The sequence below is a fragment of the Phytopseudomonas daroniae genome, from assembly GCF_004327285.1.
GTDB lineage: Bacteria > Pseudomonadota > Gammaproteobacteria > Pseudomonadales > Pseudomonadaceae > Aquipseudomonas > Aquipseudomonas daroniae.
Genome location: NZ_QJUI01000013.1, coordinates 71,904 through 98,690, shown reverse-complemented (window position 1 = coordinate 98,690; position 26,787 = coordinate 71,904). Strand labels below are relative to the sequence as shown.

Annotated in this window: 24 protein-coding genes and 1 pseudogene; 4 read left to right on the top strand and 21 right to left on the bottom strand. The window is 62.0% G+C overall.

What is annotated here, in order from left to right:
* Positions 1 to 258: 258 nt before the first annotated feature.
* The 10 genes from DNK06_RS15905 to araD1 all read right to left on the bottom strand — a co-directional run bounded on the left by DNK06_RS15905 (position 259) and on the right by araD1 (position 11,805).
* Complete coding sequence (locus tag DNK06_RS15905; protein WP_131180971.1) at positions 259 to 1,035, bottom strand: ferredoxin--NADP reductase; 777 nt, start codon at positions 1,033 to 1,035, stop codon at positions 259 to 261.
* A gap of 194 nt (positions 1,036 to 1,229) precedes the next feature.
* Positions 1,230 to 2,948, bottom strand: coding sequence for an FAD-binding protein (locus tag DNK06_RS15900; RefSeq protein WP_131180970.1), 1,719 nt, complete (start codon positions 2,946 to 2,948; stop codon positions 1,230 to 1,232).
* Positions 2,949 to 2,975: 27 nt separating this feature from the next.
* Positions 2,976 to 4,505, bottom strand: a complete 1,530-nt coding sequence (locus DNK06_RS15895) for an acyl CoA:acetate/3-ketoacid CoA transferase (protein WP_165493648.1) — start codon at positions 4,503 to 4,505, stop codon at positions 2,976 to 2,978.
* A 10-nt stretch (positions 4,506 to 4,515) separates the two neighbouring features.
* A complete protein-coding gene (locus tag DNK06_RS15890) occupies positions 4,516 to 5,283 on the bottom strand; it encodes an IclR family transcriptional regulator (RefSeq protein ID WP_131180968.1) in 768 nt (255 codons plus the stop codon).
* Positions 5,280 to 5,738, bottom strand: a complete 459-nt coding sequence (locus DNK06_RS15885; protein ID WP_131180967.1) for a MaoC family dehydratase — start codon at positions 5,736 to 5,738, stop codon at positions 5,280 to 5,282. Before DNK06_RS15885 ends, DNK06_RS15890 begins: the two co-directional genes overlap by 4 nt.
* Before the next feature lie 14 nt (positions 5,739 to 5,752).
* Positions 5,753 to 7,036: a TRAP transporter large permease gene (locus DNK06_RS15880; RefSeq protein WP_131180966.1), complete on the bottom strand. Its 1,284-nt coding sequence runs from the start codon at positions 7,034 to 7,036 to the stop codon at positions 5,753 to 5,755.
* Positions 7,033 to 7,536, bottom strand: a complete 504-nt coding sequence (locus DNK06_RS15875) for a TRAP transporter small permease (protein WP_131180965.1) — start codon at positions 7,534 to 7,536, stop codon at positions 7,033 to 7,035. The genes DNK06_RS15880 and DNK06_RS15875 overlap by 4 nt, the downstream gene beginning before the upstream one ends.
* Positions 7,537 to 7,589: 53 nt before the next feature.
* On the bottom strand, positions 7,590 to 8,600 hold the full coding sequence (locus DNK06_RS15870; protein ID WP_131180964.1) for a TRAP transporter substrate-binding protein: 1,011 nt from the start codon (positions 8,598 to 8,600) through the stop codon (positions 7,590 to 7,592).
* 563 nt (positions 8,601 to 9,163) lie between these two features.
* Entirely contained in the window at positions 9,164 to 10,741 is a 1,578-nt protein-coding gene (locus DNK06_RS15865) for an aldehyde dehydrogenase (NADP(+)) (RefSeq protein WP_131180963.1), read from the bottom strand.
* A gap of 68 nt (positions 10,742 to 10,809) precedes the next feature.
* Entirely contained in the window at positions 10,810 to 11,805 is a 996-nt protein-coding gene (gene araD1, locus DNK06_RS15860) for an AraD1 family protein (protein WP_131180962.1), read from the bottom strand.
* A gap of 115 nt (positions 11,806 to 11,920) precedes the next feature.
* Here araD1 and DNK06_RS15855 point away from each other — a divergent pair, with 115 nt between their 5' ends.
* Positions 11,921 to 12,862 carry a LysR family transcriptional regulator gene (locus DNK06_RS15855; RefSeq protein WP_131180961.1) on the top strand — a complete coding sequence of 314 codons (942 nt, stop codon included), beginning with the start codon at positions 11,921 to 11,923 and terminating at the stop codon, positions 12,860 to 12,862.
* Between the two features lie 364 nt (positions 12,863 to 13,226).
* On the opposite strand, the gene DNK06_RS15850 is transcribed toward DNK06_RS15855, so the two are convergent.
* From DNK06_RS15850 to DNK06_RS15820, 7 genes are all read right to left on the bottom strand, one after another.
* Complete coding sequence (locus tag DNK06_RS15850) at positions 13,227 to 14,408, bottom strand: glycine hydroxymethyltransferase (protein ID WP_131180960.1); 1,182 nt, start codon at positions 14,406 to 14,408, stop codon at positions 13,227 to 13,229.
* A gap of 20 nt (positions 14,409 to 14,428) precedes the next feature.
* Positions 14,429 to 15,157, bottom strand: coding sequence for an amino acid ABC transporter ATP-binding protein (locus DNK06_RS15845; protein ID WP_131180959.1), 729 nt, complete (start codon positions 15,155 to 15,157; stop codon positions 14,429 to 14,431).
* A gap of 12 nt (positions 15,158 to 15,169) precedes the next feature.
* Positions 15,170 to 15,862: an amino acid ABC transporter permease gene (locus tag DNK06_RS15840; protein WP_131180958.1), complete on the bottom strand. Its 693-nt coding sequence runs from the start codon at positions 15,860 to 15,862 to the stop codon at positions 15,170 to 15,172.
* A gap of 2 nt (positions 15,863 to 15,864) precedes the next feature.
* Positions 15,865 to 16,602 (bottom strand): amino acid ABC transporter permease, encoded by a 738-nt coding sequence (locus tag DNK06_RS15835; protein WP_131180957.1) that lies wholly within the window; start codon positions 16,600 to 16,602, stop codon positions 15,865 to 15,867.
* Between the two features lie 70 nt (positions 16,603 to 16,672).
* Positions 16,673 to 17,572, bottom strand: coding sequence for a transporter substrate-binding domain-containing protein (locus DNK06_RS15830; protein WP_131180956.1), 900 nt, complete (start codon positions 17,570 to 17,572; stop codon positions 16,673 to 16,675).
* A gap of 240 nt (positions 17,573 to 17,812) precedes the next feature.
* Positions 17,813 to 18,511: a GntR family transcriptional regulator gene (locus DNK06_RS15825; protein WP_131180955.1), complete on the bottom strand. Its 699-nt coding sequence runs from the start codon at positions 18,509 to 18,511 to the stop codon at positions 17,813 to 17,815.
* 193 nt (positions 18,512 to 18,704) lie between these two features.
* Positions 18,705 to 19,694, bottom strand: a complete 990-nt coding sequence (locus DNK06_RS15820) for a DctP family TRAP transporter solute-binding subunit (protein WP_131180954.1) — start codon at positions 19,692 to 19,694, stop codon at positions 18,705 to 18,707.
* A 312-nt stretch (positions 19,695 to 20,006) separates the two neighbouring features.
* On the opposite strand from DNK06_RS15820, the gene DNK06_RS15815 reads away from it, so the two are divergent.
* Together DNK06_RS15815 and DNK06_RS25115 are read left to right on the top strand one after the other, a co-directional pair.
* Complete coding sequence (locus tag DNK06_RS15815) at positions 20,007 to 21,128, top strand: methyltransferase (protein WP_131180953.1); 1,122 nt, start codon at positions 20,007 to 20,009, stop codon at positions 21,126 to 21,128.
* Positions 21,129 to 21,151: 23 nt separating this feature from the next.
* Positions 21,152 to 21,292, top strand: coding sequence for a hypothetical protein (locus DNK06_RS25115; protein ID WP_165493649.1), 141 nt, complete (start codon positions 21,152 to 21,154; stop codon positions 21,290 to 21,292).
* A 133-nt stretch (positions 21,293 to 21,425) separates the two neighbouring features.
* Here DNK06_RS25115 and DNK06_RS15810 read toward each other — a convergent pair whose 3' ends face one another.
* The 4 genes and pseudogenes from DNK06_RS15810 to DNK06_RS15795 all read right to left on the bottom strand — a co-directional run.
* Positions 21,426 to 22,745: a TldD/PmbA family protein gene (locus DNK06_RS15810; protein ID WP_131180952.1), complete on the bottom strand. Its 1,320-nt coding sequence runs from the start codon at positions 22,743 to 22,745 to the stop codon at positions 21,426 to 21,428.
* Positions 22,745 to 24,187: a TldD/PmbA family protein gene (locus DNK06_RS15805; protein ID WP_131180951.1), complete on the bottom strand. Its 1,443-nt coding sequence runs from the start codon at positions 24,185 to 24,187 to the stop codon at positions 22,745 to 22,747. Before DNK06_RS15805 ends, DNK06_RS15810 begins: the two co-directional genes overlap by 1 nt.
* A gap of 1,169 nt (positions 24,188 to 25,356) precedes the next feature.
* A complete protein-coding gene (locus DNK06_RS15800; RefSeq protein WP_131180950.1) occupies positions 25,357 to 25,500 on the bottom strand; it encodes a DUF2474 domain-containing protein in 144 nt (47 codons plus the stop codon).
* Positions 25,500 to 25,828, bottom strand: a pseudogene (locus DNK06_RS15795) (cytochrome d ubiquinol oxidase subunit II); the annotation flags it as partial. The gene DNK06_RS15800 and the pseudogene DNK06_RS15795, both read right to left, overlap by 1 nt.
* A 340-nt stretch (positions 25,829 to 26,168) precedes the next feature.
* Here DNK06_RS15795 and DNK06_RS15790 point away from each other — a divergent pair.
* On the top strand, positions 26,169 to 26,630 hold the full coding sequence (locus tag DNK06_RS15790; RefSeq protein ID WP_131180949.1) for a hypothetical protein: 462 nt from the start codon (positions 26,169 to 26,171) through the stop codon (positions 26,628 to 26,630).
* Positions 26,631 to 26,787: the final 157 nt, after the last annotated feature.

The window sequence follows — 26,787 nt, the reverse complement described above, 5'->3', positions numbered from 1 at the left end:
AAAACGAAGGCAGCCGAAAGCATCGCGCAGGCACAAGGCAAGCGCGTGAAGTCTCGACTGACTGGATGAATGCGCGGCGTTCTGCTGCGCGGAAGGCTGGCACCGGGCGATGCCGCCTTTGGGAAATACCGCCCTCGTCCATAACGGCGAGGGCGATCGTCTACTGTCGCTGTCCATGAAGACCGGAAAGTGGAAAACAGACCCGGCAATCTACTGGAGCCCGAGTCACACTGAAAGGAGCCAGTTTGTAACCAGTCTTTACCAGTAGTTTTCCACTGCCACCTGGCCCGGTCGACGTGTAAGGCTCAGGTTCATGCCGCGCACCTTGAGGCGTTGGCGGATGTCATCGATCATCTGCGGGTTGCCGCAGATCATCAGTCGCGAATGTTCGGGGCTCAGTTCCAGACCAGCGGCACGCTCCAGCTCGCCGCTGTCGAGCAAATCGGTAATGCGTGCGTTCAGGCAACCAGGCGACTGCTCGCGAGTAATCACCGGCAGATAGGTGAGTTTGTGGGTGTACTCGGCCAGGTGCTCCAGCTCGGCGAAACCGCGGATCATCGGCTGATAAGCCAGCTCGGCGACCGTGCGCGCGCTGTAGACCAGCACGATGCGCTCGAAACGCTCCCACACTTCGAAGTCCTGCAGCATCGACAGAAAAGGCGCGATACCAGTCCCACTGCCGAGCAGCCACAGATCGCGGCCGTCTACGAAACGATCCAGGGTCAGGTAACCCGTCGCCATCTTTTCCACGAGCAAGGTATCGCCAACACGCAAACGACTCAGTTCACTGGTGAACTCGCCGCCGGGCACCACGATGGAAAAGAACTCCAGGTGCTCGTCATGGGGAGCGGAGACCAGCGAGTAGGCGCGCCAGACCACACTGCCATCGGCCTTTTCCACACCGAGTCGGACGAACTGCCCGGCGCGGAAGCGAAAGCCCGCATCGCGGGTGGTGCGCAGGGTGAACAGGCTCGGGGTCAGGGTCTGCACCTCTAGCAGGGTCTGGCAGGTGAACTTGTCTTCGCTGACGGTCATGCGGGGCTCCAGGGCGAACGATGGCGGCAGTGTCGCGCAAAAGCTGCGCGACAAAAACCGTCAATCGACAGGGACAATCCCGTAGCCCGGATTAGCCGCAGGCGTAATCCGGGTTTCGCGCAGGCAGCCGCAACACCCCATGCTGCCCCGGCACTCAGGCGCGACGATGGAGCTGGCCACGCCCAGAGGACGAGTCAGTCGTTGCCAAGTCTGGCCGCCTCGAGGCCGGTCAGTGAGTGTTTACTCAGCACGAACGAATGTTCGAAGCGAGCGGCAGCCACAGGGTGATCCTCGCGGTAGTGACTGCCCCGGCTCTCTTCGCGAGCCAGTGCGGCGCGTGCCATCAATTCGCCGACGTCAAGCAGGTTGTCGGTCTCCAGGGCCGCCACCCAGTCGGCCGGCGAGTCGATCCGGGTGTCCTGGCGCAGGGTCTGGCGCAGAGCCAGGCACAGTTGCTGGAAACCCTGCAGGCCCTGGCGCTCGCGCAGGATAAGCAGGTGGCGGTTGGCGGCCTTCTGCAAACGCTGGCGAATGTCGCCGAGGGCATGGCTACCTTGCCCGGCGAAGCGCTTCTCGGGGGCCAGGCGACCGGCATGTTCCGCCGCCAGGGGCGGGTGTTCCCGGCTGCACGCACGGGCCGCGGCCGCGCGGCCGGCGCGGGCACCGAACACCATGCAGGTCACCGACATGTTGCCGCCCAGGCGGTCGGCGCCGTGGGGGCCAGCGGCCACTTCGCCAGCGGCGAACAGGCCGGGCAAGGTCGACTCGGCGTTCTCGTCGATGCGCAGGCCGCCGTTGATGGCATGGGCCGAGCAGGTGATTTGCACCTTGTCGCGGTACAGGTCGATGCCTTTTTCCTGGTACCACTTGTAGGTCAGCGGCCACATGCGCGAGATGCTGCGCGTGCCGTCGGCGAGCACCGGGCCCAGGTCGCGGCCGATGAAGTCCATGTACACGCCACCCTGGTCAGTGCCGCGACCGGCGTTGATGGCCTTCTGGATGGAAATCTCGATATAGCGGGAAATATCGCTGGAGCTGAACGGGAAATGCCGCTCCTTTTCGTTGAGCACGGCGTCCAGGGTCAGCCCTTCGGGCAGGTAGTCCTCGACGAACGGGTTGCCGTCGCGGTCGGTGAGGTTGGGCTGGGCATCCCACAGGTAATTGCCGAACAGGTTGACGAAGGGCGCGATGACGCTGACCCCGGCCTGCATGAATTCCATGTTGACCAATTGCGCCCCGGCGCGATAAGCCATGGCGTAGCCGTCTCCGGTGATGTCCGAAGGATACAGGTTCTTCTCGAACAACTGGCTGGCGCCCCCGGTGGTGAGGATGGTCGACTTGGCGCGGATCAACACCGCCCGGCCCTCCTGATCCAGAGCGTGGGCGCCCACGCATTCGCCGTCCTGAACGAGTAGATCGGTGACCATCAGACGATCCATGACCCGGATGCCGCGGCGCGAGGCCTCACTGCCAAGCGCCTTGACGATGGGCTTGAAGTGATCCTGGATCACGTGCGAGCGCGGTCGTGAGGAGAAACAGGCGCGAAACACCAGGTAGCGATCTTCCTCGCGCTCGAAATGCACGCCATAGCGTTCCAGGTAATGCAGGGCGCTCTGCGCTTCGTCGGCGAGAATCTTTGCCAAGCGCGGGTCGGCCATGCCCTGGGCGGCGCGCAGAATGTCGTCGAGGAACACCTGCGGATCATCGAGCGCATCGCCGGCGCCATCGGGCACGTTGAAGGCGCCGACTTCGGCGACGCTGTGGAAGGTGGCACCGCTACGGCGGAACTCGCCTTTGATAGCGATTAGCACGTCCGCGCCGCCGTCGCTGGCTTCCAAGGCGGTACGCAGCGCCGCGGCGCCACTGCCGATGATCAGCACATCGGTGCTGACTTCATGCTGCTGGGTCGTCATCGTGGTTCTCCTGTCGCAGCGCACACCCTAGGCGAAGTGGGCGGCATTCATGGTGAGCAGGTTCGGACTGACCCGAACCGCGAAGGGAATCAGGTCGAGAACCTGGGTCTGCAGATCGATGCCCGGGGCGATTTCCTCTACCTGCAGGCCCTCGGTCTGGAGTGAAAGCACCGCACGCTCAGTGACGTAGTACACCTGCTGGCCTTTTTCCCGAGCCCGTTGCGCGTTGAAGGTGACCTGCTCGACAGCCGGGACGAACTTCGAGAAGCGCCCTTCCGACTCGATGTTCAAGCGTCCATCGCGGAAGGCGATCTGGGTGCTGCCGGCCGAGAAGGCACCGCAGAACACTACTCGCCGGGTGCGGTGGGTGATGTCGACGAATCCGCCGCAGCCAGGGATGATGCCGTTGAACTTGCTGACGTTGACGTTGCCCTGGGCATCGATCTGGCCGAAGCCAAGAAAGGAGATATCCAGGCCACCGCCGAGGAAGTACTCGAAGACCTGGGTCGAATCGATGATCGTCTCCGGGTTGATGTTGGTACCGAAGATCGCGCGCTCGCCCGGCACGCCACCTACCGAACCGTGCTCCGGAAAGAAAGTGGCGCGCTCACCGTCGCCACGTTCGTTGAGGATCTTGGGGATGTCGACCGGCATGCCGACGCCAAGGTTGACTACGTCATTGGAACGGATCTCATCGGCGGCACGGCTGGCGACAATACGCGAGATGCCTGGCGGCACCGTGCCGATGCGCTGCACTGGCATACGGATTTCGCCAGTAAGTGCCGGGTTGAGCTGTTCGCCACCGGAAACGCTCTGCTGCGCATCGACGACCACCGCGTCGACAAAAATACCGGGTATTTCCACCATGCGCGGATGCAGGGTGCCACTCTGCGCCAGGCGGCGAACCTGTACGATCACCTTACCGCCGGAATTCTTCGCAGCCATGGCCAGGGTCTTTACGCCCAGCGATACGGGCTCATCCTCCAGGCTGATATTGCCGCTCTCATCGGCCGTGGTGCCGCGCAGGAAGGCGACGTTCACCGGTAGCGGCGCGTAACTCAGGTAGTCGCGCCCCTGCACCTGCACCCGTGTGCCCAAGGACTCGGAAGTATGCGTGTTCATCCGCCCGCCTTCGTTGGCCGGATCGACGAAGGTATCCAGGCCGACGTCGGTGAGGGTCAGCGGCTTGCCGCAAGCGGTGTCGCGCAGGATCTGGAACAGCGTGCCCATGGGTACCACATGAGCCTCGAAGGCGTTTTCCTTGAGCAGCTCGGTGTAGCGAGAGGTTTTCAGGAAGCTGAAACCGCTGCCAATGGCGCGCCGAATCATGCCCGGCTGAGCCAGATGTTCCAGCCCCCGTTCCGGGCCCATACCGACGATGATCGGGTGCACTTCGGTGAGGTCGCGTGGGCTACCCTCGCGTAGGAAGCGTTCGCCCAAGGCGCGCAGCAGGGTGTCCGGCGCAAGGACGTTCTCGCAACCGCAGATGGCCAGGGTGTCGCCATCGCGCACCAGGCTGGCGGCCTGCTCGGCGCTGATGATCTCGACTTTTTTCATGACGTGTTCCTCAGGCGCCGAGTTCTTTTTCGATCCGCTCGGCTGTGGCTTTGAGTTGTGCGTAGAAATGCGCGATACTCTCTTCGGGCATGCGCACCGAGGGCATGGCGATGTTAATGCCGGCCACCACCTTGCCCGTGGCATCGCGCAGAGGCACGGCAATGCTGGAGACACCTTCCTCGAACTCGCCGATGTTCAGCGAATAGCCTCGCTCGCGGATGCGTGTGCGCTCTTCCTGCAACCGCTGCTCGGAGACAATCGTCTGGTCGGTGTAGGCGGTCAGTTGCCGTTCGAGGAACTGCTCCGCCTCAGCGTCGCTCATGTAAGCGAGGAACACCTTGCCCATGCTGGTGCAGTGCAAGGGAGACAGGGCACCAACCTGGGAGTTGAGGTCGAGCATGCGGCTGACCGTGCGGCTGGTGGTTCTGAGCAGAAAAGAGGCGTTGACCCCCTCACGCTTACCGAGATGGGCGACTTCGCCGATCTCGTCGGAGAGCGCCTGCAGGTAGGGCCGGGCAACCTCGACGATATCGATATTGGCGATGCCGTCCACCGCCAGCCTGAGCAGTGCCGGACCGAGGCGATAACGATCGTCCTGCTGATCCTGGATCACGTAGTCCATATGCTCCAGGGTCTTGATCAGGTCGAACACAGTGCCCTTGCTCAGATCGAGCTCCTTGCTGATCGCGCTTATCCCCTTCGATTGCCCACCGATGACGTTGAGTACCGAGAGCGCGCGCACCACCGAGCGGATGGTTTTTGCCGTGTCGTCTTTCATTGGATTTCTCGCTGGCTGGTCTCGGGCTTGTTCCTGAGCACCTTCACCACAGTGTCGCCCAAGGCGCAGAGGGTGCCGTGCTGGTTGCTGATTTCGGCTTCCATGATGACCTTACGCCGCTCGGGCTGGAGATCGGTGATGCGCACCCGAACCGAGATGGTGTCGCCGATGAACACCGGTGCCACACATTTGATGCTGAACGATTGTGCGGCGTAGCCGGGCGGCGAAAGGCGCTCGCCGAGCAATTCGACTGTGCAGCGTGAGACGAAGCCCGGTAGCAGGGCTCCGTGAACCACTCGTGCGCCGAGTTTTTCCTCAGCGTAGGGAGCGTTGACGTGGTTGGGGTGAAAGTCCCCGACGATGCCGGCATACAGGTAGACGTCGGACTCGGAGATGGTTTTCTGGATGATTCGTTCGTCACCCAGACTTACGCGTGCAAAGGGATCGGTGGACATGGTCGGCTCCGGCGTCAGGTCAGCAGATTGGGCAGAAAGAGGATTATTTCGGGGAACAGGATCAGCACGAAGATCAGAGCGACAAAGGTGATTACGAAGACCATCGATTCGCGCACCATGGTCGGCACCGACACCTTGGCGATGGCACCTGCGATCAGGATGCACAGGCCGAATGGCGGCGTGATCAGGCCCATCGCGGCGGTCATCACGATGACCATGGCCATGTGTAGCGGATCGATGCCAGTGGTGGTGGCAATCTGCTGGGCGATGGGCAGGAAGATAATCATCGCCGGCACGCCGTCGAGAAAACAGCCGATGACCAGGAAAATGGCGAAGATGAACAGCAGGCCCGTGACCTGGTTCAGCTCATAGTGGGCGACGAAGTCGCCAACCATCTCGGGCACCTGGAGGAAGGCCACCATCCAGCCGAAGGCAACGGCCGAGGCGATGGCAAATACCGGCAGGGAGACCATGATCGCGGCTTCCTTGGCGATCGCCGGCAAGTCGCGCAGGCGCACGCTGCGCAACATGACGATTATCACCAGAGCGTAGGCCACCGCCGCCACACCGGCTTCGGTGGGGGTGAAGCTGCCGGAGAGGATGCCACCGATGATGATCACCGGCACGCCCAGCGGTAGCAGGCAGCGGCGCAGCGCGGTGAAGAACTGCACGCCGCTGGCACGCGGCTCGCACGGGTAGTTGCGGTGGCGCGAGATGAAGTAGGCCACCACCATCTGCGACAGGCCGACCAGGAACCCGGGGATGACCCCAGCGAGGAACAGCTTGGTCATCGACAGATTGCTCAGCGAGCCATAGACGATCATCAGCACGCTGGGCGGGATGATCGCACCCATGGTCGAGGATGCCGCCGTGATCGCCGCCGAGAAGCCGGGCGAGTAGCCGCGCTTGACCATGGCCGGGATCATCATCGAGCCCATGCCGGCAGTGTCAGCGGTAGCGGTACCGGAAACCGTGGCGAACATCATGCTCACCACGACGTTGACCTGTGCCAGACCACCCTTGATGTGGCCGACCATGGTCTGTGCCAGGTCGATGAAGCGGTCGGTGATGTTGCCCCTATTCATCAGATAGCCGGCGAGGATGAAGAAGGGGATGGCCAGTAGCGGGAAGTAGTCCAGCGAGGAATACATGCGCTCGACCAGCATTTGCACCGGCATGTCGGAAAAATGAATCGCCAGCAGAGTAGAGATAGACAGGCACAGCGCCAGCGGCACGCGCAGTACCAGCAGCACGGAAAAGCTGCCGAACAGCAGAGCGATGAGGAATGCGTTGCTCATGGCGCGATTCTCCTGTTTGCGGCTAGAGCCAGCAGATTGTGCAGCGCGTTGACGATGAACAGGGCGCCGCACAAGGGCATGATCAGCATGGTGTAACCCTGCTTTATGCCCAGCGAGAACGAGTAGCGGTGCATGCCGCTTTCCATGAACGAGAGGCCGTGCACCAGGAAGACGAGGCCGAGAACCAGCACCAGCACCGAGGTCAAGGCATCGAGCAGCAGCGACACCGGGTGCTCCGGCGGAAACCAGTGGAAAAGCAGGTCGACGACGAAGTGCTCGCGGCGCAGTACGCCCACGGTGCTGCCGAGGAAGGCGACCCAGATGAAGCAAATGGTGGCCAGTTCCATAGACCAAATGAACGATGTGCCGAAGAAACTGCGTGAGATGATTTCCAGTAGCAAGGTGCCGCACATGATCGCCAGCAGTAGGCCGCAGACGTTCAGCGCACAAGTTTCCAGCAGCTTGACGAAGCGGCCGTAGACAGCAAACGGACTGTTCATGGGAGTATCCCGTGTAGAAAGCGGGCGCGCCGGTTGGCGGGCGCCCACCGGGCTCAGAGGTTGCGGATGGTGTCGAGCATCGACTCGGCGCCGACATCTTTGGCGACGCTGTCGTAGAGCGGTTCCAGGGGCGCGCGGAAGGCGGCCTTGTCGACCTGGACGATGGTCGCGCCATCGGCCTGCATGGCGGCGATCGCCTTGTCCTGGAAGGTCACGGAGAGATCGAGCAGTTGCTGCCCTGCCTCGCTGAAAGCGGTGCGCACCGCCGGCTTCAGCGCTTCCGGCACCTTGCTCAGGGCGCGATCCGACATCAACACCAAGGCGACGTAGAAGGAGTGGTCGGTCTGCGAAAGATGCTTGGCGACCTCGTGCAGCTTGTAGGTGTAGAGGATGTCCGGCGCGTTCTCTACGCCCTGGATTACGCCTTGGCGCATGGCCGCTACCACTTCCGGCATGGGCAGGTTGATCGGCTGGGCGCCGTAGCTGGACCACACCTGCGACTCGATAGGGTTGGCCTGTACGCGCATGCGGATGCCGAACGATTTCATGTCCGCCGGGCTGGTGACCTCGCCCTTGGTGTTGGCGAACCAGCGGCTGCCAACGGTGCTCGGCGCCATCAGTTGCAGGCCGAGCTGAGCGTTGCTGACGACCTCCTGCATTTGCTGCCACAGAGCGCTGTCCGGGGCCATGCCCTTGCGATAGGTTTCATAGCTTTCAAAGATGTAGGGCACGCTGAACAACTGGAACTGGGGCACGAAAGAGGCGAAGTTGCCGCCGCCGACTACCGCGATGTCCAGCGAGCCGTTGCGCAGGCCTTCGATCATGCTCAGTTCATTGCCCAGTTGCTGGTTGGGGTAGATGCGCAGCTTGACCTGGCCGTCAGTCTGCTTCTGCAACTCCTTGTCCAGTAGGTCGAGGGCGTTGTAGTAGAGACCGTCGCGGTTGGATTCGGTACCCGCGGTGAAGACAAGATTGACGCGTTCGGCAGCCAGTACGGTGTGGCTACCGAACAGGCCGATGCAGGCGGCCGTGCCCAGCGCGGTGAAGAGTTTCTTCAGTTTCATGGCGTTTTCCTTGTACTTATTATTGGTTCGGATCGTGTAGTGCCGATACACTTCGCTCTTCGTACGGTCAAGCCGTACACCGTACGGATATTTGCATTGAGCGCACGGATTGTCAACCGTTCCATCTCGGCGCCAGAGGGGGCTAAGGGAAATTCCGGCATGATGGCCGAAGGCGGGCTCTTGCAAATAGGCGTGACGTAGCTGTCACGATGACCTTCACTCCAACTAGCGTACGGACGATCCGAGCGGTAGCGGATGGTTAAACGCGGCGTTTCACCACGCTTCGTTGCTACTTCTGCCATCGATCAGACAGCTGATACCTTGCGGGTAGGTGTGCCAGCCCACACCGAGGCGGACGAACTGCCCAGCTCGGAAACGGAAATCCGCATCACGGGAGTGCGTGGGTGAACACCGGCAAAGATCAGGGACAGCAGCTGCGAGCTGCATAGAACCGCGCCTGCCGGCCGATAGAGCACGCTTTCGTAGGAGCCGGCTTGCCAGCGAGCCTCGTCTCGATTGCATCGCCGGCTTGCCGGCTCCTACAGGCGTGATTGCTTCGGCGCTTACAGCGCGTCGCGGCTGCTGGCACCATCCACCAGACGGGCGATGCCCAGCGGGTTGGCGTTCTTCAGCGCGTCGGGCAGCAGAGCGTCCGGGCAGTTCTGGTAGCACACCGGGCGCAGGAAGCGGTCGATGGCCAAGGTGCCCACCGAGGTGCCACGGGCATCGGAGGTCGCCGGGTACGGGCCACCATGCACCATGGCGTCGCAGACTTCCACGCCGGTCGGGTAGCCGTTGAACAGTACACGACCGACCTTCTGCTCGAGCAGCGCGAACAGCTCTTCGCTACCAGCCAGGTCGCCCGGCTCGGTAAGCAGGGTGGCGGTCAGTTGACCGTGCAGGCCGTTGATGGCCGCCAGCAGCTCGGCCTTGTCGGCCACTTCGACGACGATGGTGGTCGGGCCGAAGACTTCTTCCTGCAGCAACTCGTCGCCGTTCAGCAGCAGGCTGACGTCGGCCTTGAACAGTTGCGGGCGAGCCTGGTTGCCTTCCTGCCTGGCGCCGGTCAGGTGAGTGATGCCGGCATGCGCGTTGAGCGCTTCCAGGCCTTTCACGTAGCTCTTCAGGGTGCCGGTGTTGAGCATGGTTTGCGGTTGTTGCTCGGCCATCTTGGCGGTGAAGCTTTCCAGGAAGGCGCTGAACTCAGGCGAACGGACACCGATCACCAGGCCTGGGTTGGTACAGAACTGACCACATCCCATGACCACCGAACCAGCCAGCTCGCCGGCGATTTTCTCGCCACGGGCCTTGATGGCTTCGGGCAGCAGGATGACCGGGTTGATGCTGCTCATCTCGGCGAATACCGGAATCGGCTGCGGGCGCGCCGCGGCCATGTCGCACAGGGCGCGACCGCCTTTCAGCGAACCGGTGAAGCCGACGGCCTGGATGGACGGATGCTTGACCAGCGCCTCACCGACGCCACTGCCGTAGATCATGTTGAACACACCCTTGGGCATGCCGGTCTTGTCGGCGGCGCGCAGCAGGGCTTCGGCAACGAAGGCGGCGGTGGCCATGTGGCCGCTGTGGGCTTTGAATACCACTGGGCAGCCGGCAGCCAGGGCCGCAGCGGTATCGCCACCGGCGGTGGAGAAGGCCAGCGGGAAGTTGCTGGCGCCGAACACCGCGACCGGGCCGAGGCCGATGCGGTACTGACGCAGATCCGGACGCGGCAGCGGCTGGCGATCCGGCAGGGCACGGTCGATGCGTGCGCCGAAGAAGTCGCCACGGCGCAGCACCTTGGCGAACAGGCGCATCTGGCCGCTGGTACGGCCACGCTCGCCCTGGATACGGGCGGTGGGCAGTGCGGTTTCGCGGCAGACGGTGGCGACGAACTCGTCACCCAGGGCATCCAGCTCGTCGGCGATGGCGTCGAGGAAATCGGCGCGCTTGGCTGCCGGCAGGCTGCGGTAAGCGGGGTAAGCGGCAGCGGCGGCTTTGGCGGCAGCGTCGACTTCTTCAGGGGTGGCCTGGATGAAGTCGTAGGACAGGGCTTCGCCGGTGCTGGCGTCATGACTCTTGTGAACGACGGAGCCGGCTGCGCTGAACGCGCCGCCGATGATGTTGTGGCCGATGGTGGACATGGATATGTTCTCCTGGTCAGAACGCAGTCGGGGCCAACAGGCCCCCGGGATGGATAACGATGGATGGTTTACAGGGCAGTCACGCCGCCCGGTTCGAGCGGCTCGTCGGCCGCCACCAGCCCATTGCGCAAGGGTGCGCCGAACTCGTTCATTTCGATCTCGAAGGTATCGCCGGGCTGAGCCTTGATACCATCGGCAAAGGACAGCGTAGCGGTTCCGAAGTAATGCACATGCACGTCGCCCGGACGCAGGAACTGCTGATACTTGAAGTGGTGGAACTCCAGGTTCTCCAGGCTGTGGCACATGTTCTCCTCACCGCTGAGGAACTCCTTCTCCCACAGCACCTCATTCCCACGGCGAATGCGGCTGGTACCGGACAGGTGGGCCGGTAACTGGCCTACGCGCAGTTCCGGGCCATAGGCGCAGAAGCGCAGCTTGGAGTGAGCCAGGTACAGGTAGCTGCGGCGCTCCAGCACATGGTCGGAGAACTCGTTGCCCAGGGCATAGCCGAGGCGGTAAGGCTTGCCGTCATCACCGATGACGTACAGGCCGACCAGTTCGGGCTCTTCACCGCCATCCTCGGCGAACACCGGCACCGGCAGGTCGGCGCCAGGACGCACGACGATGCCGCCATCGCCCTTGTAGAACCACTCCGGCTGCGCACCGACCTTGCCAGCGCCCGGCTTGCCGCCCTCGATCCCCCAGCGGAACATGCGCATGGTGTCGGTCAGGGTGGCTTCGTCCTGGGCCTTCTGCTGGTGCATCTTGTCGCGGGTGGAGGCGCTGCCGAGGTGGGTCAGGCCGGTGCCGGTGATCAGGCAGTGGGCCGGATCCTCATGATCCAGCGGCGGCAGGATACGGCCGCCTTCCTGCAGATCGGCATAAGCAGGGCCGGCCTCGGTGCCGCGGTTGTTCACTTCGTCCTGCAGGCTTCGTCCGGCACGAATGGCCGCCAGCGCCAGTTCACGGGTACTGGTGATGCCGAGAACGGTGCGGATGGCATCGCCTTCGACAACGCCAACCTGGCGCCGGCCTTCGCTGGATTCGAACTGGATCAGTCGCATGGCTTATCTCTCTTTATTAGTAGTTTGCCCACGGGGTACAGGACAGACTTTACGAACTGCGCGCCAGCCTGCCTAATGACAAGCCCTGATCAAGCAATAACTGTTGGTTATCCCCATGATCGCGTCCCTGCCCGCCCTGGTTTCCCGACTGCGCCTGAAACAGCTGCGCCTGCTTATCGCCCTCGACGAACAGGGTTCGCTGCACAAGGCCGCAGAGGCCGTTGCGATCAGCCAGCCGGGAGCGACCAAGGCCCTCAACGAGATCGAGTCGGCGTTCGGCATGCGCCTGTTCACCCGCACCAGCCAGGGCCTGGAGGCCAATGACCTGGGGCGCTGCGCGATTCGCTACGCACGGCTGATCCATAGCGATCTGGCGCATTTGCGTGAGGAGATGCTGGGGATTCTCCAGGGCCAGGGTGGCCGTCTGGTGGTCGGCGTGATCATGGGCGCGGTGCCGCTGCTGATGCGCAGCCTGACGCGCCTGCGCAGCAAACAGCCGGAGCTGTCGGTGGAAATCGTCGAGGACACCAGCGCGCGCCTGCTCAGTCTGATCGACGAGGGCCGCCTGGATCTGGCGATCTGCCGAACCAGTGTCAGCCGCAGGCCGGATGCCTATGATTGCCTGAGCCTGCATCAGGAACAGCTGAAGGTGGTGGCCAACCCGGAGCACCCAATGGCTGGCAGCCAGGGGCTGAACCTGGCGCAACTGGCGCCCTACAGCTGGGTGGTCTACCCGGCGAACATGCCGATGCGCCTGGTGCTGGAGCGGGAGTTCAGCGAAGCCGGTCTGGAGTTTCCACGCTACCCGCTGGAAACGGCGTCGACCTTCGCCACCCTGATGCTGCTGCAGGAAGACCCGAACCTGGTCGCCCTGATGCCGCGGGAAACAGCGCAATCGGCAACGCGCTTCGGCAGGCTGGCGTGCCTGGATCTTTCCCTGGTCTTGCGTAGCGAGCCCTACGGCGTGATCAGCCGCCACGGCTCACCGCTATCGGCGCCCGCCCGGCTGCTGCTGGAGGAGTTGCGTAGCGAACAAGGCAGTAGCGACCGGCCGTAGGATGGGCCGGGCCGCGCAGGTGAACCTCATCGGCAATTGATGGGTTTCACCCATCCTACGACCTAGCGGACATTTCATGTACGACCGCAAAAAGGCGATAGCGGACGTAGGGTGGATCGGGGCGCGTAGCTGACGCTCTTTTCATCCACCATCGCGATTGCAGAGCGGTGGACGGGTCGGGCCGCGTAGGTGAAGCGTCGTCCACCCTACGAACGGCCGTTTGCGCCTTTAAGACCGTAGAACGTAGCCTGGATTAGCCGCAGGCGTAATCCGGGGCCGAAGGCCGTGATCCATGGTTCAACGCGGGTCACCGACCGGCCGCTATCGCCTTGTAGCGTCTTATCGATCAACTTCTGGCTCGCAATTAACCCTTCACGACCATGCGACCGTCCCCCGCCCTGCGCAATGCCGCGGCCAGGCGCCGGGCGATGTCGGCCACTTGGGCGTCCTGCCCCTGGGCGACGATGAACTGGGTACCGACGCGCAAGGCATAGCCGCCGGGCGTGGTCGGGTCGGCGCAGGTGCCGACCAGAATGCCCAGCAGTTCCAGTGCCTTCATCTCCTGCGCTGCCTGCGACATCGGGCTCATCGGCACCAGCACCTGATGGGTGAAGACTTCGCCCGGCGCTGGCGCGATCACCGCCACGTCCCGTTCGCGCAGTACCTGGGCGAAAGTCTCGCTGGCCGCGCAGATTCGCCTGGCATAGGCGCCACCATCGGCTTGCGCCTGCTGCAGGGTGACCAGGAAGGCGGGCAGCTTGCCGGCATCGTAGTTGGCCAGCAGCGCCCGGTCGATAAAGCACGCCAGGCGCTCGCCATCGGCGACATCACGCCCGGCGATCAGGCTATGCGGTCGCCCGGGCAGGGTCTTGTAGGTGGAGCTGGTGAGGATGTCGACGCCCAGCGCCAATGGATTGGGAAAGGTGCCGCCAGCAATCAGACCGGAAACGTGGGAGGCATCGTAGATGGTCTTCGCGCCGACCTCACGGGCAGCCGCGATCACCGGCTCGATGTCATCGGGAGTGACGATCACCGAACGCCCCAACATCACCAGCGCCGGGCGCAGCTCGCGCACCTGCTCGGCAGCGGCCTTTGCATCCAGGCGGCAGGCGTGGGTATCGAACGGCAGGTCGGCGACCCGTAGCCCGGCTAATTCCGGCGTGCCGCCACGGCGTTGGCTCAGGTGCCCGCCATGGGCGGCGGCCGGCGCCAGCAGCAGGTCGCCTGGCCGGGAGAAAGCATGGAACACCGCCAGGTTGGCGATGGTGCAACTGGGCAGGCGTGGCTCGGCCCAGGTTGCCCCGAACAGACTGCAGATGCGTTCGCGCACAGCAATTTCCAGCCCGGATACCAGGTCGGTATCTGGTTGCTCCTTGGCGAAACTCGGCCCCATCGCCGGGTAGGCGCTCAGCTCCGGCGCATAGGCACGTCGGGCCTCTTCGCTGGGCAGGTTGGCACCGGCGTACAGCACCACACGGCCATCACTCAGCGCCGCACCGCGCTCAGCGGCCATGCTCAGCAATTGCTGCTCGTTGAGTAATTCCATGAATTGAGACTCGTCAGGCTTCAGTGAGAAAGGATTTTCGAGAGGAACTGCTGAGCCCTTTCGCTACGCGGGCTGCCGAAGAAATCATCCTTGTCGGCGTCTTCGACGATCTCACCGCGATCCATGAAGATCACCCGGTTGGCAACCTTGCGCGCAAAGCCCATCTCGTGGGTCACGCACATCATGGTCATGCCCTCATGAGCCAGTTGCACCATGACGTCGAGCACCTCGTTGACCATCTCCGGGTCGAGCGCCGAAGTCGGTTCGTCGAACAGCATCACCACCGGATCCATGGCCAGAGCGCGGGCGATCGCCACGCGCTGTTGCTGGCCGCCGGACAGCTGACCGGGAAACTTGTGCGCATGGGCGGTCAGGCCAACCCGTTCCAGCAATTGCAGGCCCTTGCGCTCGGCCTCGGCCCTGCCGCGCTTGAGCACCTTGATCTGCGCCAGCATCAGGTTGGCGATGATCGACAGATGGGGGAACAGCTCGAAATGCTGGAACACCATGCCGACACGTGAGCGCAACGCAGGCAGATTGGTGCTCCTGGCTGTCAGGCTGATGCCGTCGACGACTATATCGCCGCTGTTGATCGGCTCCAGGCCGTTGACCGTCTTGATCAGGGTGGACTTGCCGGAGCCGGAGGGGCCGCAGACCACCACCACCTCGCCCTTGGTGACCGAGGTCGAGCAGTGCGACAGCACCTGGAACGAACCGTAGGATTTACAGACATCGCTGATCGTTATCATGGCGAAGGCACCTTAGCGAATGATGGCGACGCGCTTTTGCAGGCGGCGTACGGCATGGGAGGCGAGCAGGGAAATCACGAAGTAGACGAGCGCGGCGAAGACGTACATCTCCAGCAGGCGACCGTCACGCTGGGCGATCTTCGCCGCGGCGCCGAGGAAGTCGGTGATCGACAGGATGTAGACCAGCGAGGTGTCCTGGAACAGCACGATGGTCTGCGTGAGCATCAGCGGCAGCATGTTGCGCAGCGCCTGGGGCAACACCACGTTGAACAGGCTCTGCCGGCCGGTCATGCCCAGCGCCATGGCGGCCTGGGTCTGCCCCCTGGGCAGCGACTGGATGCCGGAGCGGATGATTTCGCAGAAGTAGCATGCCTCGAACAGGGTGAAGGTGATTACCGACGACCAGAACGGATCGATGCGCACCGGCCGCGACGCGCCGGTCACCCACTGCGCCACGAACGGCATCATGAAGTAGAACCAGAAGATCACCAGCACCAGCGGCAGCGAGCGCAGCAGGTTGACGTAGCCGCCGGCGAACAGCGACAGCGCGCGATAACGCGACAGGCGCATCACCGCCAGCAGCGAGCCGAAAAGGATGCCGCCCAGGGTCGCCAGAACGGTGAGCGTCAGGGTGAAGCTCATCCCGGTGAGGAACAGATAGGGGAGCGAGTCGATCACCACCCCCAGATCGAAACTGCCAAACATGTTCAGCTCTCCTTACGCAGGCCGTAGCCTGGTACAGCGGCCTTGCGCTCGACGGCACGCATGGCGAAGACGATGATCAGGTTGAGCAGCAGGTACAGGGTTGTCGCCGCGGTGAAGGCTTCGAAGGTCTGGAAGCTGTTCTCCTGCATCGCCCGGGCGCTGCCGGTCAGCTCCATCAGGCCGATCGCCAGGGCCACCGAGGTGTTCTTGGTGCAACTGAGAAATTCGGAGGTGATGGCCGGCACGACGATGCGATAGGCCATGGGCAACAGCACGTAGCGGTAGGTCTGCACCAGGGTCAGCCCCATGGCCAGACCCGCCATGCGTTGGCCGCTGGACAGACTTTCCAGGCCGGCGCGCACCACTTCGGCCATACGCGCGGCGTGATAACAGCCCAGGCAGATCACAGCCGTGTAGAACGCAGCGTTGGGCACCTGCTTGAACCAGCGCCCCAGATCGTCGGGCAGCAGCTCCGGCAGTACGAAGTACCAGAGAAACATCTGCACCAGCAACGGAATGTTGCGGAACACCTCGACGAAGCCGGTGCCCAGTGCACGCAGCCAGGCCAGCGGCGAAGTACGCGCCACGCCGACCAGCGAGCCGAGCAGCAACGCGATGGTGAAGGCACCGATGGCCGTGGCGACCGTCCAGCCGGCACCCCAGATCAGCGTCATCAGGTAGGTATTGGTGCCATCGAGCGACGGCTCGAAGAAGATCCACCAGTTCCAGTTATAACTCATGGCCTAGCCCGTCCAGTGCATGTCATGGCCCGGACGACAGGCGTCGCCGACCGGGTTTGGCGACGCTCGATCAGCGGTACAGATCGGGATTCGGATCGTCGGTAGGCTGAGCGATGACCTTCTGCAGCTGGCTGGACATCGGGAAGTTCATGTTGATACCGCGCGGCGCAATCGCCTGCACGAACCATTTGTCGTAGATGGCGGTGATCTCGCCGCTGGCATACAGCTCATCAAGCGTGGCGTTGACCAGTTGCTTGAAGGGCTCGTCGTCGCGACGCAGCATGATGCCGTAGGGTTCGACCGACAGCGGCTCGCTGGACATCACATAGTCGTCGGGGGTCTTCGAGGTAGCAGCCGCACCGGCGATCGACACGTCATCGAAGATCAGCGCCACGGCACGCTCGGTTTGCAGGGTGAGCATGCCTTCGGCCAGATCCTTCACGGTGAGGATTTTCAGGCCCAGGTTCTGCGCGGCATTCGCCTCGCTGATCACCTTCACGCTGGTGGTGCCGGCCAGGGTGACGACGGTCTTGCCCTTGGCGTCCGCCATGCTCTCGACGGGTGCACTCTTCTTCGACAGGATGCGCACACCCGCCACGAAGTAGGTATTGGAGAAGGTCACCTGACGCTGACGCTCGGCATTGTTGGTGGTGGTGCCGCACTCCATGTCGATGGTGCCGTTGGCCAGCAGCGGCATGCGGGTCGCGCCGGTGACCGGCAGGTAGCTCACCTTGAGGTCGGGCTTGTCCAGTTTGACCTTCAGCGCATCGACGACTTTCGCGCACAGATCCATGGCATAGCCGATGGGCCGTTGCTGGTCGTCATAGTAGGAAAACGGCACGGCACCGTCACGGTGACCGATGCTGATCTCGCCCAACTCGGCGATCTTGGCCAGCGTGCCTTCCTGAGCCGACACACCCGCCGCGGCGAGCATCAGCACGAGCGATGAAGCTGCAAGAACCTTCTTCATGGATTTGCCCCCTGGAATAAGTTATCGCGCTGCGGCCATATCCCTTCAAGGGGGCCGACGTGCCTGCAAGGCATCGCCGGATCATGCTGTCGAGCCTACTTAGTCACGTCAACAAAAAAGAATAATAAATAATGAATTCATTTTAACTGTGCAAAGTTAGGGCAATTTTTAATGCAAATGCCCGGAAATCGCGCATTTAAATCAGGATAAAGGTATCCAAATCAGGGCAAGCCGTCCGCATCAGAACCGTTCTGGTGCGACCTGGGAAACCTGTAATTCATCGATGGAGTGACGCACTGTGCGTGCCGTGTTCATGACGTGCTGACGCATGATTTTTGCCAATCGCGTGCCATCACGGGCACAGAGTGCCTGCAGGATCTTCTCGTGGTCGCTCACCGCCTCTTTCCAGTCCCTGGGGGCCTGGCGCACGGTATGGCGGATATTGCGGATGCGCAGTTCGAGGTTGCGATAGAGCACCAGTAGCGAGGCATTGCCCGCCGCTTCGAAGATGGCGAAGTGGATGGCACGATTGAGCCGCGAATACTCCAGCGAGCGGGATGCGCGGTAGGCCTCGATCATCTCCTCGTGCATCGTGCGGATGGTCTCGAGCTGCGCATCGCTGATCTGCGCGCAAGCCAGCTCTCCGGCCAGCGCCTCGATGCTGGCGATGATCGGGAACAGCTCCTGCAGCTCTTCATCGGTGATGGTGACCACACGCGCACCGCGCTGCGGCAGCAGCTCGATCATGCCTTCGGCTGCCAGCGCCTTGAGCGCCTCGCGCAAAGGCGTGCGGGAAATATCGAAGCGCTCGCACAGCGTCTTTTCCGGAATTTTCTGTCCCGGTTCCAGCTCACCGCTGACGATCAGCTCGCGCAGATGGTCGACGATCTCGCTGTGCAGCGTTCGCCGCTGGATGGGTCTTGCTTCTGAAACGCTCAAACTAGTCTCTCGGCCATGCCATAAAAAACCGGAGATGAGGCTCTCCCCTCTCTGGCTCAACGGATGAGACTTAGCCACCGACGCTGACGCTTGTCCAGAGGAACCTGCCCCGAGCGGCCAACTGCAGTTCTCGGAGCAACGTCCATGACAGTCGTCGCGAATCGCCATCAATCCACGAGAGAGCCCCGTTCAATCAACGACGGTTGACCGTCTGCGCTGCGCGCAGCACATCGGCACCGACCTCGGCTTCGAAGGCCTGCCAGACCGGGCGCATCGCTTCGCGCCAGGTCTCGCGCTGCTCGGCGGTCAACGGCAGGATCTGGCTGTGGCCGCTGGCGACGATCTGCTCGCGGCTCTTGCGATTCTGCTCTTCGGCATCCTGGTTCACCTTGAAGCTGACCTCTTCGATGATCGCCTCCAGTTGTACGCGTACCTGATACGGAATGCTGACCCAGAACTTGGAGTTGCTGATCAGCATGTAGTTGAGCGAGCCGTGGTTGGTTTCGGTGATGAACGGCTGCGCGCTGTCGAGCTTCTGGCTGGCCAGGTTCGACCAGGGGTTTTCCGCACCCTGTACGACGCCCTTCTGCAAAGCCGCCAGGGTTTCGCTGAAGGCGATCTTGCTGGCGCTGGCACCGAGCTGGGCGAACTGCGCCTCCAGTACCGGCGATGGCTGGATACGGAAGGCCAGGCCCTTGGCATCGGCGGGCAACTTCAGCGCACGGGTGGCGGAAAGTTGCTTCATGCCGTTGTTCCAGTAAGCCAGACCGTAGATGTCGTAGCTGGCCATGGAACGCAGCAGTTCGCGACTCTTCTCGCGTTTCTGGAAGCGTTTGACCGCGTCCAGGTCGTCGAACAGGAACGGCAGATCGAACACCTGCAATTGCTTGGTATAGGCATCGAATTTCGACAGCGACGGCGCCAGCAGTTGCACCTTGCCATCACGCAGGGCCTGCAGTTCGTCGTCGTCACCGAAGAGGGTGGAGTTGGGGTAGACCTCGACCTTCACCTGATCGCCAAGACGCTGTTCCACGAGCTGCTTGAACAGCAGGGCGCCACGGCCCTTGGGCGTGTCTTCGGCAACCACGTGGGAGAACTTGATGACGATGGGTTCGGCGGCGGAAACCGACGTGCCGATCAGCAGCAGGGCCGACAGGGCAATGGTGACAACGGACTTGAACATGCAGCACCTTGGCAATGGCAGGCAAAGGCGCATGCGCGAGGCAGGCACCTGAAGGAAGGGTTATCGAGTGACCTCAACGAGGCATCGGTAAAGCGCTGTCGGCTGCGCCCAGCGCATGGCGCGGGAGTCCGACTATTATTGGAGGGGCTGCGGCGAATGGGTCAGTGGTACCCGACCGTCTCGGCAGGGGCGCGATTCTTGTCGATCCCCGGTCGCGGAACAAGCTGCAATAACGCCAACTGCTGCACAGCTTGAAGATTCAATGCCCGCACCGTGGCAGAATGCGCCCCGCCACACCACCACGAGATCAGCATGTCGTCGTCTTTCGTCACTCCCTTCGCCACCCTGGAACTGCAGCGCCAGCCCGAGCAACCCGGCATGCCGCTGCAGGCCTTCGATGCCGCCGACGCTTATCTGCTCGAGCAGGTGCAGGCGCTGTCAGGTACGACGCGAGTACTGCTGCTCAACGACAGCTTCGGCGCCCTGGGCTGTGCCCTGGCCGGTCGCGCCCAGGTAACCAGCAGTGGCGACTCGCACCTCGGCTACCTCGCCTTGCGCCTCAACCTGGCACGTAATGGCCTTGCCGAGGATGCAGTGACCTTCGTACCGGCCAGCGAGCCCACCAGCGGGCCGTTCGACATGGTGCTGATCCGGGTACCGAAAACCCTGGCCCTGCTGGAGGAACAGCTGATCCGCCTGCACGGTCAATTGGCCCCAGGCGCACAGGTGATCGCCGGCAGCATGATCAAGCACCTGCCCCGGGCGGCCGGTGATCTGCTGGAGCGCTATATCGGCCCGGTGCAGGCCTCACTGGCGGTGAAAAAAGCCCGCCTGCTGCACGCCACGCCGGAAGCCAAAGCGACGCCGAAGTCGCCCTACCCGACGCGTTACCGCCTGGACAAGCCGGCCATCGAGCTGAGCAACCACGCCAACCTGTTCTGCCGCGAAGGGCTGGATATCGGCACCCGCGCCTTTCTGCCTCATCTGCCGCGCCATCTGGACAATCGCCGGGTGGCCGATCTCGGTTGCGGCAACGGTGTACTGGGCATCGCCTATGCACTGAGCAGCCCCAGCGCCGAGCTGACTCTGGTCGACGAATCCTATATGGCCGTGCAGTCCGCCGCGGAAAACTGGCGAGCTGCCCTCGGCGAGCGCCCGGTGACAATCCGCGCCGGTGATGGCCTTGCCGAGCAGGCTGCCGATTCGCTGGATCTGGTGCTGTGCAATCCGCCCTTTCATCAGCAGCAAGTAGTCGGCGATTTCCTCGCCTGGCGGATGTTCCAGCAAGCCCGCAACGCCCTGGTCACGGGCGGCGAGCTGTGGATCGTCGGCAACCGCCACCTGGGCTACCACGCCAAACTGGCGCGGCTGTTCCGTGGCGTCGAGCAGGTGGCGGCAACGCCGAAGTTCGTGGTGCTCAGGGCGACGAAGTAAACTCAGTCCTATTGGGGAACTTCATGAACACACCACAGAAAATCAGCAATGAGCGCAAGCAAGAGCTTCTGCTTGCTCTCGCTCGCGGTGAACAGGCAATTGCAGAAAACCGGATCTATAGTCACACCCAAGCTAAAGAGAAACTGAGCCGCTGGCTCAAATAATCTCGGCGACCAGCTTGCGAATTCTGCATTCTCACAACCGCTTCCCCGGCCATCGCTGCGCTCAGCGCCGGGCTACCAAAGCCTCGTAGCCTGCGGTTGAGCGCAGCGATACCCAGGAGCGGGCAACACCGCTCTACAAGGTCAAGGTAAACCGCGACAGCAACGCCCCCGGCAATGCCATGGAACCGGTCTGCCTGGCGCCGTAGGTTCCATTGGGCAGGAGCAGCTCCGGCTCGCGAGTCAGGGCTTCCAGATGCGGGCCAAGGAAATCGAACAGCGAATCGTCGAAGCGCATGGTATTGACCGGCGCCTGGATGCAGCCGCCCTCGACCCAGAAGGTGGCGAAGCGGGTCATGCCGGTCAGACGCCCGGCGGGCAGGTCGGAGAAGTTGCTGTACCACAGGTTGCCGATATACAGCCCGGTGCCGAGTCGTTGCAGGACATCGTTCTCGTCCAGATCGCCGCCGTGCAAGAGCAGCGACAAGGGATATTCACCACTCCCCGCACCGTTGGCGATCAGACTGTATTCGGCCGCGCTGCGTGAGCTGACCAGGCGCTCGCCGGGCAGCCCTTCGCTCAGCAGTCGCAGAGGCTGACGCGGCCCCTCGCGGCTGAAAGCCGGCGCCAGACCACCTTCGATACGCTCATCCAGGGTCACCTTATCGCTCAGGCTGGCACTACCGGCGAACAGCCGCTGCAATGGGCTACCGCCGGTGGCCAGCGCCTGGGCGGAAAAACCCCAGGCGAACAGGCCGAACAACTCTTCCAATGCCGCGGGGGTCAGGTAGGCACGGTAAGCACCCGGTTTCAGCTCACGAGCGGGCTTGCCCAGGTGCTGCAACTGTTCACGGGCGAAATCCAGCTTGCGGGCGAAAACCTGGGCATCCCAGCGCTCGCCGGCATAATTGCTTTTCACCGCCTGGCCATTTTCATGGAACAGACTGAATTCGAAGTTGAAGCTGCTCGCTGCATGCCAGCCAAAGGCGCCCCAGGAACTGGCGAAGCCCTGGTACTGCGGCCCGGCAGCATAGAAACCGACCAGATCGAGCCCCGCCGAGACCTCGACGATCTGCGCGATGGCAGCTTCGCTGTCCTGAATGTCCTGGCCGATGGCGGTCTCGCTGCGCCAGGCTTCACGGTTCAGGCGCAGGTAGGGGTCGTCGGTCAGCGTCGGCAGTACCGCACGCAGGCGCTGCAGCGCTTGGTCGAGCCGCAGTTGGTCATCCTCGACCACCCCGCTCAGGGCCAGCTCGAAGTCGCCATGGCGTTCGCCCTGATACAACGCCAGGGTGGCGTACGCCTGCTGCACCTGGCCAGCCTGGCGCACACGGGCATGGTTGAAGCGGATGAAATCAGAGGACTCGGCCTGATATTCCAGGGTGAATCCCTCGCCTGCCTGCAGTCGGGTATTCAGGTAAGCGAGCAAGTCAGTGAAGTGTCGACGAGCATCCATCAGGCGGCCCCTCCAAAAACGTCGATATCGGCGAACACGCACGCGGGCGTGGCATGGCCGACGCGGATCACCTGATTGGGCTCGCCCTTGCCGCAGTACGGTGTGCCCAGCACCTCGAAGGTACTGGCATCGCCGACGGCCTTGAGGTTGCACCAGAACTGCGCGGAGATGCCGCGGTAATTGGGGTTCTTCACCACGCCCTTGAGTTCGCCGTTCTCGATCAACTGGCCCCACTCGCAGCCGAACTGGAATTTGTTGCGCGCATCGTCGATCGACCAGGAGCGGTTGTTGCTCATCAGAATGCCACGCTCGATGCCACCGATCAGTTCCTCCAACCTTTGTGTTCCGGGCTCGACATTGAGGTTGCCCATGCGGTCGAGGGTCGGCCGATTCCAGCTACAGGCGCGGCTGTTGGCGACGCCCTCCAGGCCGCTGCGCCACTGCGACAGTGCGCCGCCGAGGGGGCGCTGCAGGATGCCCTCGCGGATCAGGTATTCGCGCTGCGCCGGGGTGCCGTCGTCGTCATGGCGATAGCTGGCCAGCTCGCCTGGCACTGTCGGGTCGAAGGTCACGTTGAGCAGCGGCGAGCCGTAGCGGTAGTGGCCGAAATCTTCCTGACGGATGAAGCTGGTACCGGCGAAGTTGCGCTCGTCGCCGAGGATACGATCCAGCTCCAGCGGATGGCCGATGGACTCGTGGATCTGCAGGATCATCTGATCCGGCATCAGCAACAGCTCACGGGAACCGCTCGGCGTATTGGGCGCCAGCAGGAGCTGCAGCGCCTCGTCGGCGATACGGCTGGCGGTACCGACCAGGCCAAGCTGATCGATCACTTCGGCGCCGCCCTGGCGAGCCAGGTGAGTACCGCCGAAGCTGCGGCTCTGGCTGTCGGCGCCATCGCTGGCGGTCACCCCCAGTTGCGGGAACACGTAGTGCTGGGCACGACGCAAACGGGCGCCGGCGCTGTTGAGGTAGATCTGCTCGGTGGCGGTAAAGCTCAGTCCCGCGTACCAGTCCACCAGGCGATCATCGCGGGGCACCCGTGCCGACTCCGCAGCCAGTAGCTCGTACCAGTGCGCCGCACTGGCCAGGGATCGCTCATAGCCGGGCATGATGTCATCCACCTGCTCATGGGGCTGCGGCAACTCGTGCACATCGAGCAGGTTGCGACCAGCCAGCTGCCGCGCCAGGTGCTCGGCCTTGTCGAGGGCCGCCTGCAGGCCAGCCTGGCTGAGATCGCTGGTAGCCGCGTAGGCTTCCACGCCGGCGATACGCACGCTGAGCATGGCGCCGGCATCGTCACCGAACGACGGCGCCAGCGCCACGTTGCGGCGCACCCAATAGCGCTCGGTGGTTTCCCGCACATGGCGCAGCGACCAGAAGTCGGCTGTCGAGTGCAGGGCGGCGAAGCGGCGTTGCAGGGTTTCGCTGAAGGCGAACATCGGACTCCCTCTGGCTGGCGGCAAAGGGGGCAGTATGGGAACAACGTTGCGGGTGGATCAACTGTGGGGGCAAGTGCGGCTGGCAGACAATCCAGACTGACCGGCCGGGAAATGAGTGACCATTGAACGCGCTCGCTCATCATGGACAGATAGCGTTCTGATGGCTTAGTGTCGAGGCCAGATTCGCTCTCACGCCTGACCGAGCGAGATGGCTTTGCATCGCATGCTGCATAACGGCCTTATACGGTCATCGGTATCATCAGCCCCCTTTAGAAAGGATTCACAGAAGGAACACGGAATGTTATCCACCAAGCCCGCTCGGATGGTTATGCACCATTTGGTGTCTATTTATAGTTAGGCTATCGAATGCCATCAAAACCGCTGAATATTCCGCTATATAAAAAAAGCCATACTCGCTTATGGCATATACTCGCATGTATTCCACTAGCCATAATTACTGTAAAGCCTGGCACCATCGAAAACTGGCTCACTTCAATATTATTAGTGTTCCCAGTACTTTGGTTTGTATTCGTTGGCCCTAAATTCCTAGACGGCTGGCTAAGGCATAGCCGATATAGTTTCCTGCTTTGGGTCATCCTGGCATTGAAACTGGCATTGTTTTTCTGGGTAATTAAAATTATCGAGCCGTACACCGCTTCACTGCTGAGCGAGTGGCTAAAAGCCTAACAACTAACTCAACCGTTCGCTTCGCTCACTGGGACGGGTTAAAACGCGGCAAGACGGATCATTTTTTGTAGGATGGATTAGCGAAGCGTAATCCGTCGTTTACCGCGAACAACTTTGTCGATTTCATGCGGCGGATTACGCCTTCGGCTAATACGCCCTACCGAATCTATTCCGTAGCAGGTAGCCCGGATCTGCGTAGGGTGAACCGGGGCGCGTAGCTAACGCGAAGCTTGTCCACCGTTTTCAAGGCACGTAGCCCAAAACGTACGGTTACCCATGGTGGATGGATAAAGCGTCAGCTACGCGCCCCGATCCACCCTACCGGAGCCATCCGTACTCCCTGGGACTTCAGCAAGTAGCCCGGACATGTAGGGTGGACAACGCGAAGCTTGTCCACCATTTTCAATGCGCGTAACCCAGGACAAATCACGGTTGAGCCCATGGTGGATGGATAAAGCGCCATCCACCCTACGGGTGCGTCGTTACGGCGTACTCAACCCCGCCGCATTCATGAATAGCCGCAACAGGTACGACAGAGCCCCCAGGCTCAGCACGCTGGCAGTCCAGATGCCTGCCAGCCAGGCGATACGCTGCCAGAGCGGTTTCTTTTCATTCGTGCGATTCATCAGTGGTACCCCTGGTCAGGCGTCACCTTGCCGCGGAATACGTAGTAGCTCCACGCTGTGTAGACGAGGATGAAGGGAATGATGAACAGCGCGCCGACCAGGGCGAAGCCCTGGCTCTGCGGTGGTGCGGCGGCCTGCCAGATGGTCAGCGAGCCGGGCACGATGTCGGCCACAGGCTGATGCCCAGGCCGCTGTAACCGAGAAAGATCAGTACCAGGGTCAACACGAACGGCTTGCTGTTGTCGTAATTGGCCACCGAGCGCAGCCAATAGAAGAAGCTCGCCAGCACCAGCAGCGGCACGGGCAGAAACCAGAACAGGTTGGGCACGGGTTCTCAGCTTCCGGGGGCGGCAGGAAATTGCCGCTCCTAGGCAACCGTAACCCCCTCCATCATCCTAAACGATGCGCAGCCCAGGAATTACAGGCGTGGAGAGATTCTGGCCCGCATCTTGTATAGCATCTCTTGCAGAGTGAAAAGCACCTAACAATTGCTTTGCTACTACGGGGTTGTAGTGACTTTGAGCTTGCGTGGTCGACAGTAGGAAGCTAAGCAGAGTACTGATAAGGGATTAAGGCTTTCCAAAGGGAAAGCGGAGAGGACTCATATGCAAATCAACAATGTAAGCTCATCATTCAGCACTTCGTATACCGCGTCTCAAAGAGCATCCGTGGAAAAGGACTCTCAGGCGGCGATCAAAAATACGGGCGTAAGCTCATCGGATACAGTATCGATTTCGGACGAAGGAAGGAAGGCTGCCTTTGACGATAGCGCTGGGAAAAGTACAACAGGCAACGCTTCGTCTGGTGTCGAAAAATATCAAATTCCTGGCTGGCAGGCGCAGTACATGAATGTAGTCAAACCTGTCATTGGCGCATCTCCTCTGGCGTCTAATGAAAGCACTGGCAGGCTATCGTCTGAATCAGAACGTATCGAATATGCGAACCTCATTGACCAGCACTATAGCTCGGTTCTTAAATCGAATGGAATTGAAGGCGTAGATGCTCACTACGAAGCGACGATTGTTAATAAGGAGTTTAGTGAGTCGCTGCGTCAGCAAATGAAAGAATCCATCATGGGTGATAGCAGGCTGCTTGAACTCATGTCGAAAATGGGCAAGTCACCTGTATAAATCACCGCTCCTTCATCACAACCCTCTATGCTGATCGAGCTTGAGAGATACGGCTACATCAAAACGCGGCAAGACGGATCAAGGTTTGTAGGATGGATTAGCGAAGCGTAATCCGTCGTTTACCGCGAACAACTTCATCGGTTTCATGCGGCGGATT